At 61.5% G+C, this 12,069-nt stretch carries 8 protein-coding genes; 5 read left to right on the top strand and 3 right to left on the bottom strand.

The genetic code is table 11. The annotated features are described in order from the left end of the window. Positions 1–21 precede the first annotated feature (21 nt). Positions 22–1,368 (top strand): acetyl-CoA carboxylase biotin carboxylase subunit, encoded by a 1,347-nt coding sequence (gene accC / locus AA0535_RS14775; protein ID WP_264817423.1) that lies wholly within the window; start codon positions 22–24, stop codon positions 1,366–1,368. Positions 1,369–1,393: 25 nt separating this feature from the next. Continuing rightward, the gene (locus tag AA0535_RS14770; RefSeq protein WP_264817422.1) at positions 1,394–1,963 is read left to right on the top strand and encodes an NIPSNAP family protein; all 570 of its coding nucleotides are present in this window, start codon (positions 1,394–1,396) and stop codon (positions 1,961–1,963) included. 155 nt (positions 1,964–2,118) lie between these two features. Here the strand turns inward: AA0535_RS14770 and AA0535_RS14765 are convergent, their stop codons facing one another. The 3 genes from AA0535_RS14765 to ccmA form a co-directional block, all read right to left on the bottom strand. Beyond that, a complete protein-coding gene (locus tag AA0535_RS14765; protein WP_264817421.1) occupies positions 2,119–5,412 on the bottom strand; it encodes a S41 family peptidase in 3,294 nt (1,097 codons plus the stop codon). Positions 5,413–5,567: 155 nt separating this feature from the next. Beyond that, positions 5,568–6,236, bottom strand: a complete 669-nt coding sequence (ccmB, locus tag AA0535_RS14760) for a heme exporter protein CcmB (RefSeq protein WP_264817420.1) — start codon at positions 6,234–6,236, stop codon at positions 5,568–5,570. Continuing rightward, the gene (gene ccmA, locus AA0535_RS14755) at positions 6,236–6,871 is read right to left on the bottom strand and encodes a heme ABC exporter ATP-binding protein CcmA (protein ID WP_264817419.1); all 636 of its coding nucleotides are present in this window, start codon (positions 6,869–6,871) and stop codon (positions 6,236–6,238) included. Before ccmA ends, ccmB begins: the two co-directional genes overlap by 1 nt. Positions 6,872–7,003: 132 nt before the next feature. On the opposite strand from ccmA, the gene acnA reads away from it, so the two are divergent. From acnA to AA0535_RS14740, 3 genes are all read left to right on the top strand, one after another. Next, entirely contained in the window at positions 7,004–9,697 is a 2,694-nt protein-coding gene (gene acnA / locus AA0535_RS14750) for an aconitate hydratase AcnA (RefSeq protein ID WP_264817418.1), read from the top strand. A gap of 70 nt (positions 9,698–9,767) precedes the next feature. After that, the gene (locus AA0535_RS14745) at positions 9,768–10,460 is read left to right on the top strand and encodes an amino acid ABC transporter ATP-binding protein (RefSeq protein WP_264817642.1); all 693 of its coding nucleotides are present in this window, start codon (positions 9,768–9,770) and stop codon (positions 10,458–10,460) included. Positions 10,461–10,531: 71 nt separating this feature from the next. Beyond that, positions 10,532–12,055, top strand: coding sequence for an ABC transporter substrate-binding protein/permease (locus AA0535_RS14740; protein ID WP_373319359.1), 1,524 nt, complete (start codon positions 10,532–10,534; stop codon positions 12,053–12,055). The last annotated feature ends 14 nt before the right edge of the window (positions 12,056–12,069 follow it).

The raw sequence follows: 12,069 nt of genomic DNA, 5'->3' as shown, positions 1-12,069 counted from the left end.
ACTGACTGAGTCTGGAACCCGATGTTTTCCAAGATCCTGATCGCCAATCGCGGCGAAATCGCGCTTCGCATCCTGCGCGCCTGCCGTGAACTGGGCATAGCGACGGTTGCCGTGCATTCAACGGCCGATGCCGATGCCATGCATGTCCGACTGGCGGATGAGGCGGTCTGCATCGGGCCGCCCTCGTCACGTGAGTCCTATCTGAATGTGGCGGCCATTCTCTCGGCCGCGACAATCACCGGGGCTGAAGCCATCCATCCCGGCTATGGCTTCCTATCCGAGAATGCCGATTTTGCCGAAACAGTCGAGGAGCACGGCTTCGTGTTCATCGGCCCGACCGCCCATCATATCCGCACGATGGGTGACAAGATCATGGCCAAGACCACCATGCGTGAGCTTGGTGTGCCCCTCGTGCCGGGTTCGGATGGTGCCTTGCGCGATCTGGCTGCGGCACGCGAAGTCGCCGCCAAGGTCGGCTATCCGGTGCTGATCAAGGCTGCCGCTGGCGGCGGCGGCCGTGGCATGAAGGTGGCACAGACCGAGGACGAGATCGAGGAAGCCTGGTCGGTCGCCCGTACCGAGGCCCGCGCGGCATTCGGGAATGACGAGGTCTATCTCGAGAAATATCTCGACAAGCCGCGTCATATCGAGCTGCAGATCATGGCCGATACGCATGGCAATGTCGTGCATTTCGGCGAGCGTGACTGTTCTCTGCAGCGTCGTCACCAGAAGCTTCTGGAAGAAGCGGGATCGCCTGTTCTCTCGGCTGAAGAGCGCGATGCGATCGGGGCGACTGCCACGGCGGCGCTTAAGAAGATGGGCTATCGCAACGCCGGTACGCTGGAATTCCTGTATCAGGACGGCCAGTTCTGCTTCATCGAGATGAACACGCGTCTTCAGGTCGAGCATCCCGTGACCGAAATGGTGTGCGATGTTGATCTGGTCCGTGAGCAGATCCGCGTGGCAGCCGGTCAGGCGCTCGGCTACGAACAGTCGGACATCACCTTCAGCGGTCATGCCATCGAATGCCGTATCAATGCGGAAGATCCTGAAACCTTCATGCCGAATCCCGGCACGATCAAGGTCTTCCATGCACCGGGTGGTCTGGGTGTGCGTATCGACAGCGCCATCTATGCCGGGTATCGCGTTCCGCCCTATTACGACAGCATGATCGCCAAGTTGATCGTCCACGCCCCGACACGCGCCGAGGCAATTGCACGCATGATGCGGGCTCTGGATGAATGCGTGGTGGATGGGGTGAAGACGGTCATTCCGCTGCACCGCAAGATCCTGGCCGATCCGCAGTTCCAGAAGGGTGACTACACGATCCACTGGCTCGAGAAATTCGTCGATTCACTCAAAAAATAAGAACAGCAGACAAGGAAAAGTCCCGATGTCGGTAAGCGTAGAAACCTTCGTTCTCACCTGCCGCTCGGGCAGTGTCCCTGCGATCGTGGGGGCACTCGAAGCGCCCCTCGTCGGTCGTGCCGGGTTTCTCGGGTGCTGGACGACCGAACTCGGGTCGCTCAACGAGGTCGTCGTTCTTTTCAGCGAAACCCCGAAAGATATCGTATGGCCCGGTCAGGAAAGCGGGATCGAGCGCATGGATCGTCAGCGCTGGACGCTGATCGGCGGGACGCAGCCCTCGCCCGGGACCTTCGGCGGTTCCTATGAGTGGCGCGTCTATGACATCCGTCCTGGCCGCGAAGCCGAGGTAACGGCCCTGATGGAAGGGGCGCTCCCGGCGCGGAACGTTGTTTCCCCTGCCTATCTGGTAATGACCTCGGATGAGGGGCCGTCTCGACTGGCCCATGCATGGCCTTATGCCGATCTTGCGGATCGCGCCGCCAAACGTAAACAGGCCGTTGAGACCGGGGCCTGGCCGCCCAAAGGTATCCTGCCGCTCCTTGGCACCATGAAGAGCGCTATCCTGGTACCAGTGGCTTACTCTCCAAGCTGCTGAACAGGCGGAGCAGGGCTTCTCCGCAGCCCTGCGAAAGAACCTTGCCCTTTTGTGCCCCGGGATGAGGGGGAGAGGGCATCATTTATCTCGAATGGCGGTGTCCCGAATCGCCCGCTTCAAGAAACCATCGCCCACACTCGATCGCCTCGGCTTGTTCAGTGGGGTCTTGCCTCAGCCGTGTTGTTGAACGGTTCAGGGGCCATGGGGGCGATTGGATGTTGCTCGAGAAACGCGTTCAGCGTCTCCAGCGCCTTGTCGAGCTGCTGGTCCTGCCCGTTGAACGTCGCGACAGGCATGTTGTCGACCGTGATATCCGGCTCGACACCATGATTTTCGACCAGCCAGTGACCGTGCATATCGAAATAAGGACGCTCCGCCGTACGGGGCAGGCCCTTATCGGCAAGCCGGTCATTATCGGACAGCCAGACACCGGCACCGGCTGTGCGTGTGCCGATAAGGGGCCCGAGGCCAAGCGATTTCGCGCCTTGTGAGAAGGTCTCCCCATCGGAATAGGTGAAAGCGTCGCACAGGAAGACGAGATGTCCGCGAAAGCTTTGCTGCATGTTCCCCTGTGGGGCCTTGCCGTGATCGGACCAGAACATCCAGACCTTGCGAAGCAGTTCCGAGAGTACCCAGGAATCGATATTGCCGCCGAGATTGCGGCGCACATCGATCACAAGACCGTCTTTCTCGGTCTGGCTGAAGAAATCGCGTGTGAAACGGGCAATATCATCCTTGCCCATGGCCCGCAGATGCACGTAGCCAATACGCCCATGGCTCGAATTGGCGACGTAGCGCGCGCGATCATTCTCCCAGGCCTGGAGCCTCAGCGAGGCATCCTGCTTCGCCCCTATGGCCGTGGTGACGATCTGGAACTGGCGATCCTTGCGCTTGAGAGTGAGCAGAACCTGATGATTGGCCTGATTCGCGAGAAGGGCTGACAGGTCGGGCTGATCGGTCAGGCTCTGGCCGTTCACTGCGGTGATCAGGTCACCGGGGCGGGCATCGACATCGGGAGCCGCAAGGGGAGAACGGTCATCCGGAAGGTCCGGATCTCCTTGATAGATGCGATCAATCAGAAACCCGCCGGGCTGTCGGGTCAGGTGGGCACCCAGGCTTGCAATCAGAACGGTGTTGTCACGCTGCGTGGTCTCGGCTGCGCGAAGCTGCGAGTGCAGGGCGTTGAGCTCTCCCATCATCTGGCCGAGCAGATCGTCAAGATCGGAGCGGTCCCCCACACGCGACAGGAGCGGTCGATAGCGCTCGCGAACCGCGTTCCAGTCCACGCCGTGCAGGGCTGGATCGTAGAAGTGATCGCGATGCAGGCGCCATGCGTCGGTAAACATGTCCTGCCACTCGGCACCCGGATCGACACGCAGGCGAAAGCCGTCGAGCGATACGGTGGTCTTGTTGCTGCTGACCCCATTCAGTGAGGCCCCGGCGGGGACAAGCTGGATCTTGGGGCGAGCATCTTCCTTTCCCGAGACGATCATGAGCGTCTTGCCATCAGGGGTCAGGGCAATGTCGCGCAGACCGGTGGCAAAGTCGGTGGGTTTGATCTCGCCCGGCTCGATCCTGATGGCGCGCAGCGTCAGATCGTCGTCCTTGCCCGCAGGCTGTTCGGGCTTGTGGGACAGCACGTAAAGCATGTCTGGCCCGACCGCGATCTTGCTGAATGTCCCGGCTTGCAGCGGGAGCTGATAAAGGCGGTTCGGCAGGTTCTCGGCATCGAGAACGGCAGCAGGCTTCTTGCCCGCCGATTTGCCTGGGGCGTCATTGGCCTTCGGAGGTGCAGGCGGCACGAGCTCGGTCACCGGCGCGAAGGGGAAATGCGCGTCCTTCTGGAGTGCAAGCGCGAAAACGCCTGTGCGATCATTGAAGACTGGAGCCGGGGCGCGGTCGCCCCATGGGCTGCGATTGCTCAGGCTGAAATGCCTGTCCGAGAGAAACCACAGGAAATGCCCGTCAGGACTGAAACTCGGCGCATAGGATTCATAGTCCGGGGTGGTGGCCCAGAGCGTGGCGCCGGTATCGAGGGCATAGAGCGCGATCTGACGACGGATATTCTCTCCTCGCGCCCTGACGAAGGCCAGAACGCGCCCGTCATGCGACCATGTCACGGAGTCATAGTCGCTTTGTCCATCCAGACGGGCGTCATCGATCAGTTTGTCGGTATGGGTAGCGAGGTCGTGCAGGAAAAGATGACCTGACAGATCGGTATGGGCGATATGGGTGCCATCTGGTGAGACCCAGAGGCCGGTAGGCTCCCCCTTGGTACCATGGGTGAGCTGCGTTCCATCGCTTCCACCAGCGGCAGGAAATGCCCAAAGCTCGGACTCCCCGCCCTTGTCACTGAAAGCGTAAAGCGTCTTTCCATCGGGGGACAGCGCGGCATGACGCAGGCGCGTTGTTGGCGCAGTGGCCAGGATGACGCGGCGCAGCGGTCCCGGTGCAGCCAGAACCGCATGTCCCCTTATCGTCATCACCACCTGCTTGCCGCTGGGAGCCAGCGTGATTCCCGTCAGGAAAGGGTAGGGGTTATCCAGCCAGAGGGGGCGACGCGCAGCGCGGTCGCTCGCCATCTCGACGGGTATGAGGGTTTCGGTGCCGGTCTCCAGATCCAAGTGATAGAGGTCTGCCCCAAGCTGATAAACAATGTCATGGCCGCTCAGGCTGGCCTCTCCCACGCCGAGATCGTCATGGTGGGTGAGGGCATGACCATCCGTGCCGTCCAGCGCATAGCTCCAGAGATTATTGCGTCCGTCACGATCGCTGACGACAATCAGCCTGTCCTTCCAGAGCATCGGGCGGCGCATATTCACATCTGTCGGGCCAATGCGCTCGGCCTCGACGCCACCCTTGAGCTTGTACCGCCAGAGTTGCGCCATTGCGCCGCCGCGATAGAGCCGCAGATGATCATGGCTCACAGCCGTGCCGAAGCGCACGAAATAGATCCACTGCCCGTCCGGGCTCAGCGCGGCATCATTGGCGTCTGCCAGAGGATAGACCCGGCGCGTCCCGCTGACAGGATGGATAGCGACAACGATGCGGCTCAGCCCCGGCCCGGTTGGCGGAGCGGTGCTGTAGAGAATGCCCGCCTTGCGATCCCAGCCAATGGGCGTGACGCTCTGGTTCTCATAGGTCACCCGCTTGGGCGTGCCCCCTTCGATGGGCATCACGTAGAGTTCTGTGGGTCCGTCGTAATTGGCGAGAAAGGCGACCTGCTTGCCATCGGGGGAGAGAATGGGATGGGGGTCGGTGCCGATCGGTGCGGTCAGGCGGCTGGCTGTCCCACCTTGCAGCCCGACACTCCAGACGGATTGTTCCGCATCGAATACCATCTGGGTGCCGGAAAGGGCCGGGTCGCGCAGATAGCCCGGTGCAGCCTTCGCGGTCATGGGGGCAATTGCCAGAAGGGCAACACTGGCGAGAAGGGGGGATAAACGCATGGGCACCTTCCGGTTGAGACGGGATACTCGTTAGAGAACGGAGAGTGAGCAAAAGACAAGTCCGCCTGCAAGGCAGGACGGTCAGGGCTCAGGGAGGAGTGAGAGGCTCCTGTGGGTGGCGCCTTGCAGCCGGTGCAGCCCCCATGAAGAGAACCTCACGCACTGGCGGCCCTGAGCCCTGCTCCTGCGGCAAGCGGACATAGGGGCAGGGCGAGGGCAAGGAATGCCCCAAGGAAGTCAAGCTCAGTGGCATAGCTTCGCCCATTTGCTGCGGCATCCGCTGCCGCCGCGCCGAAAATGAGGATCGGGGTCGCCAGCGGGAGAACGAGCAGAGGCAACAGCACACCCCCACGCCGCGCCCCCAGGACCAGCCCCGCTGCCATACCGCCAAGGAGAGAGAGAAGAAGCGTCCCCAGTGTCAGCCCTGCAAGGAGCGGGACTATATGGTCCGGGCTGCCGCCCAGCATCAGCGTGAGCGGAACCGCCGCGATCAGTAGCGGCAAGCCGGTAGTAAGCCAATGAGCCATCATCTTGGCCAGGGCGAGCAAGCCGGGGGGAAGGCCGAGCATCAGCAGCTGGTCGAGCGCCCCGTCCTCGATTTCAGAGCCGAAGAGCCGGTCCAGAGGGAGCAGGCTGGCCAACAGGGCGCAGACCCAGATCACGCCCGGGGCAAGGCGATGCAGCAGCGTTGGGGAGGGGCCGAGCGCGAGTGGAAACAGACTGGCGCACAGAAGGAAGAAGAGCAGGGCCGCGAGCGTATCGGCTCCGTGACGCAAGGCCAGACGCAATTCGCGTCTCACCAGGGCAATGAAAGCGCCGGGCATCAGAGGCCGCTTTCGGGTGCAGCGAGGGAAAGGGAACGTGTGTCCGTAAGAGGCAGGGGCACATGAGTGGTCGCCACGATCATCCCCCCCGAGGCACGATGCGCCGCCATGAGGGCGCCGAGAGAGGCGATCGCACGCTGATCGAGGCCGAGGCTCGGTTCATCGAGCAGCCATAATCTTGCGCGGCGCAGCAGAATGCGCGCCAGAGCGCCACGCCTTTTCTGGCCGGCAGAAAGCAGCCGCGCGGGGAGATCGGCAAGATCGAGCAAGTCGAGCGCGTCAAGCGCGGCCTCCAGGTCGCCTCTGAACAGCCGGGCCTCAAGAGCCAGATTCTCACGCAGGGTCAGTCCCGGTTTGAGCGCATCCGCATGGCCAAGATAGGCAATGTCCAGAGCCTGCTCGGGGTCGCGCCTGTCATGGCCGCCGATTGTCAGGGTTCCCCCCTGCATGGGGCAGAGCCCGGCCAGCACGCGAAGCAGCGTGGATTTGCCGGAGCCGTTCGGCCCCGTCAGCAGCAGGGCCTCACCGGCAGAGAGCGACAAGCTCGTTCCATCCAGAACAAGGCGCAAACCGCGAATCACGGTTGCGTCATGCAGGACGAGCCAGGGCGCAAGAGGCGAGGGAAAACCTGACATTGTGCGGAAATAACATCTTCCTGAGAGAGTTTCATTCGACTCTGTGCGAATAACGGTCGAGACTGTATAGAAGGGCCAGCCCGCAAGGGCCAGTTGACAAGACAGCCAGTTGACAAGGCAGGAGGACAAGCCATGAGAACCGTTGGACGGGATTCCCTGGGCGTGATGCGGGATCTGGAGGTTGATGGCCGGAAGTACCGCATATTTTCCCTGCCTGAGGCGGCGAGCAAGCTGGGCAATCTGTCCCGCCTGCCGGTCAGCCTCAAGGTCCTGCTCGAAAACGTGCTCCGTTTCGAAGACGGGCTGAGCTACCGCACGGAGGATGCGCAGGCCATTGTCGACTGGACCGCGAAGGGCCACTCGGATCAGGAAGTGCCGTTCAAACCGGCGCGTATCCTCATGCAGGATTTCACGGGCGTTCCCGCCGTGGTCGATCTCGCCGCCATGCGCGACGGCATCATTGCCCTCGATGGCGACCCGGAGAAGGTGAACCCGCTGGTGCCGGTCGATCTCGTGATCGATCACTCGGTCATGGTCGATGTGGCGGGCAGTGCCGATGCGCTGGAGCGCAATGTCGAGATCGAGTTCGAGCGTAATGGCGAGCGTTACGCTTTCCTGCGCTGGGGCCAGGGCGCGTTCGAGAACTTCCGCGTCGTGCCGCCGGGTGCCGGTATCTGCCACCAGGTGAACCTCGAATATCTGGCGCAGGCCGTCTGGACCGGGACGGTCGATGGCAAGGACTATGCCTATCCGGATACGCTCTATGGCACGGACAGCCACACCACTATGGTGAATGGCATGGGCGTGCTGGGCTGGGGCGTGGGCGGCATCGAGGCCGAGGCCGCGATGCTCGGCCAGCCGATCGCCATGCTGATCCCGGATGTGATCGGTGTGCGTCTGGACGGCATGCTGCCTGAAGGTGCCACCGCGACCGATCTCGTGCTGACCATTACCGAAATGCTGCGCGCCGAAGGTGTGGTGGGCAAGTTCGTGGAATTCTTCGGTCCTGCCCTCGATCATCTGCCGGTGGCCGATCGTTCGACCATCGCGAACATGGCGCCGGAATATGGTGCGACCTGCGGGTTCTTCCCGGTCGATGCACTGACGCTGGACTATCTGCACCAGACGGGCCGCGACGAGCACCGCATCCGCCTGACCGAGGCCTATCTGCGGGCCCAGGGCATGTTCCGCGATGCCGACACCCCCGAGCCCGTGTTCTCGAAGGTGCTGTCGCTCGATCTCTCGACCATCATTCCCTCGCTCGCAGGCCCCAAGCGTCCGCAGGACCGCGTCGCGCTGACCAATGCGACTTCGGCTTTCGAGGAAGCCCTGACCACCACGCTGGGCGTGAAGCCCGATGACGTACGCAAACGCGCCATCGTGGCCGGTTCGGATTACGATATCGGTCATGGCGATGTGGTGATTGCGGCCATCACCTCCTGCACCAACACCTCCAATCCGGCCGTTCTCGTGGCGGCCGGTCTTGTGGCGCGCAAGGCGCGTGCGCTTGGTCTCAAGCCCAAGCCCTGGGTGAAGACATCGCTGGCGCCCGGCTCGCAGGTGGTAACGGATTATCTCGACAAGGCCGGACTTAGCGCCGATCTCGATGCACTTGGCTTCGAGACGGTCGGTTATGGCTGCACGACCTGCATTGGCAACTCAGGCCCCATCGCCCAACCGATCGTGGATGCGATCGAGGGCAATGGTCTGGTGGCCACCTCGGTGCTTTCAGGAAACCGTAACTTCGAAGGGCGCATCTCGCCCAACGTACGCGCCAATTACCTCGCAAGCCCGCCGCTCGTAGTAGCCTATGCCCTTCTCGGCACGCTGCGCAAGGATATCACGAAAGAGCCGCTTGGCATCTCGACAGATGGCAAGGAAATCTTCCTGCGCGATATCTGGCCGAGCAATGAAGAAATCGCAGCCCTTATCAAGTCCTCCGTCACACGTGAGAGCTTTGTCGAGCGTTATGGCAGCATCTCGAAGGGGACGAAGCAGTGGCAGGCTCTGGCCGTGGCCAGCGATGCCCGCACCTTCGCCTGGTCGGATAGCTCGACCTACATCCAGAAGCCGCCCTATTTCGAGGGGCTGACGAAGGAGCCGGGCGAAACGCATGACATCGAGAATGCCCGCATCCTCGCGCTGCTGGGCGATAACATCACCACCGACCATATCTCTCCGGCAGGCGCCATCAAGCCGTCTTCACCGGCGGGCAAGTTCCTGAGCGAGCATCAGGTGTCGGTTGGGGACTACAACTCCTACGGGTCACGCCGTGGCAATGACCGCGTGATGGTGCGTGGCACCTTTGCCAATATCCGTATCCGCAACGAGATGCTGCCTGGTGTCGAAGGTGGCATGTCGAAATATCTGCCCGACGGGACCGTCGCATCGATCTATGACGTCGCGCATCGCTACCAGCAGGATGGCACGCCTCTAGTCGTGATTGGCGGGCGTGAATACGGCATGGGTTCATCGCGTGACTGGGCGGCGAAGGGCACGAATCTGCTGGGCATCAAGGCGGTTATCGCCGAGAGTTTCGAGCGTATTCATCGCTCCAATCTCGTGGGCATGGGCGTTCTGCCTCTGACCTTCCGTGAGGGGACGACACGCAAGACGTTGGGGCTGGATGGCACCGAAACGATCTCGCTGGGTGGGCTCGAATCCATCACGCCGCGCATGACCGTACCCATGACCATCACCCGCGCCAGCGGCGAAACCGAGCAGGTCGAGCTTCTTTGCCGCATCGATACGCTTGATGAAGTCGCCTATTACAGGCATGGAGGGATTCTCCCTTATGTCCTGCGCGGGATGACCGAAACTGACTGATCACGCCGAGACCGTTCTCGACGCCAGAAACATCACCAAGAGCTTCGAGCGACATGTCGTGCTTCACGACATGTCGCTTTGCGTGAAGCGCGGTGACCTGATTTCCATCATCGGCCCTTCGGGCTGCGGCAAATCGACCTTTCTACGTTGTCTGAATTTCCTTGAAATCCCGGATTCCGGAACGATCCGCATTCGTGATGTCGAGATCGACAAGCTTGACGGCCAGAACTGGAACCGCGCGCAGGAGCGCCGTGCTCACAAATTGCGCGCCCATGTGGGTATGGTTTTCCAGTCCTTCAATCTCTTCCCGCATCGCACTGTGCTCGACAATGTCATGATGGCACCGCGCGCGGTCAAGAATGCCTCTCCCTCAGAAATCGAGCCTCTTGCACGCAGTCTCCTCGCCAAGGTGGGGTTGGAAGGCCTGGCGGCCCGCTATCCTGCAACCCTCTCCGGTGGACAGCAGCAGCGCGCCGCCATTGCGCGTGCTCTGGCAATGAAACCGGCCGTGATGCTTTACGACGAACCCACATCGGCGCTGGATCCCGAACTGGCTGAAGAAGTACTGCAGGTCATGAGGCGTCTGGATGAAGAGGGGATGACGCAGATTGTGGTGACCCATGACATGCGTTTTGCCCGTGCCGCGTCCGATCGCGTGCTGTATGTCGAAGGGGGCAGGATTATCGAATCCGGAGATCCCGAGGAGTTGTTCGCAGCGCCCGAGGACCAGAGGACACGTCGTTTTCTGAGGTCCCTTCTGTGATCGCCCGTCTCCGGTCCGGCGCCCGCCAATCCAGCACTCCCGGTTTTCGGTCCGCTCTCTCCCTGCTCGTTGTGGCTTTGGCGCTTCTGCTCCCCGTCGGGCGATCCTTCGCGGCGCCTGCCGGGCAGCCCTCGCCCCCAAGTGCTGCGACAACGCATGAGGTGAGCTGGGCGTCGGATGGCGAGGCCAATGTGCCTTACGTTTTCCATGATCCAGCCGACACGAACCATCTTGAAGGGTTCGAGTTCGACATGGTGCAGGAAATTGCCCGTCGCCTCGGGCGCTCTGCGCGCTTCGTGCAGAATGACTGGGACGGGCTGATCCCCGGGCTCCAGCGCGGCATGTACGACATGGTGGTCGATGGCATCGAGATGACGCCCGATCATGTGCAGGCGGCCCTGTTCTCCCGGCCCTATTACGTGACCGGCGACCGTATTGTGGTGCGACGCGACCGTCAGGATCTGAACAGCTTTTCCTCCCTCCGCGGCCATGTGGTCGGGACGATCAAGGAGACGCTGGCTGAGCGCCTGTTGCAGCAGGAATCGAGCATCAGCGTACGCTCCTATGAGGAAGAGACATATGCCTTTTCCGATCTGCGTAACGGACGCCTGGATGCGCTGCTCTTGGATGGTCCGATCGCGCTCTACTATGCGGGGGTGACGGATGATCTGGTGATTGTAGGCGATCCGATCGGCCAGACCCGCTACGGCATTGCGTTCCGTCAGGGTAATCTCGCCCTTCATGATGCGGTCGACCGCGTTCTGGGTGACATGATGCAGGATGGCACCCTGCAGGAGATTCTGGGTCGCTGGAATCTGTGGACGCCTGAAATGGCGCAGATGACCGGCGATCATACGCAGCGTCATGTAGAGCCTACTCAATGGCTGCGTTATCGTGACGCGATGCGCAGCCAGACCGGCTGGATGGGGCTGCTGCATCGCTATGTAGGCTTTCTGCCTATCATCGGTGAAGCTGCCGGATTGACTCTGATTGTCTCCGCGCTTGCCATGGTGTTGGCGGTCAGTCTTGGGCTGGTCCTTGCCCTTGGGCGCCATTACGGACCCGCCCCTGTGCGCTGGGGAAGCGGTTTCTACATCGAGATCATCCGTGGAACCCCTCTGCTGATCCAGGTTCTTTTCATCTTCTATGGTCTGCCCGGACTGGGGATAAAGCTCTCTCCGTTCTTTGCCGGTGTCCTTGCGCTGGGGTTGAACTACGCGGCCTATGAGGCGGAAAACTATCGCGCTGGGCTCTCCTCCGTACCGAGGGGGCAAATGGAAGCCGCTATCGCATTGAACATGACCCATGGTCAGGCATTGCGGCTTGTGATCATCCCGCAGGCTTTCCGCACCGTGTTGCCAGTCATGACCAATGACTTCATCGCGCTGCTCAAGGATTCCTCGCTCGTGAGCGTCATCACCCTCACAGAGCTGACCAAGACCTATATCCGCCTGTCATCAACCTATTACGACTATATTGGAACCGGACTGCTTGTCGGGGCGGCCTATCTGCTGCTCGGTCTGCCGTTCGTCCGTTTCGCGCGCTATGTCGAGCGCAGGCTGGGGAAAAGCATCATGCGTTCGGAGCATCACTGAACAACAATGTTACA

The organism is Asaia krungthepensis NRIC 0535 (genome assembly GCF_025995175.1).
GTDB classification, from domain to species: Bacteria; Pseudomonadota; Alphaproteobacteria; order Acetobacterales; family Acetobacteraceae; genus Asaia; species Asaia krungthepensis.
This window is presented reverse-complemented; position numbering and strand designations above follow the sequence as displayed.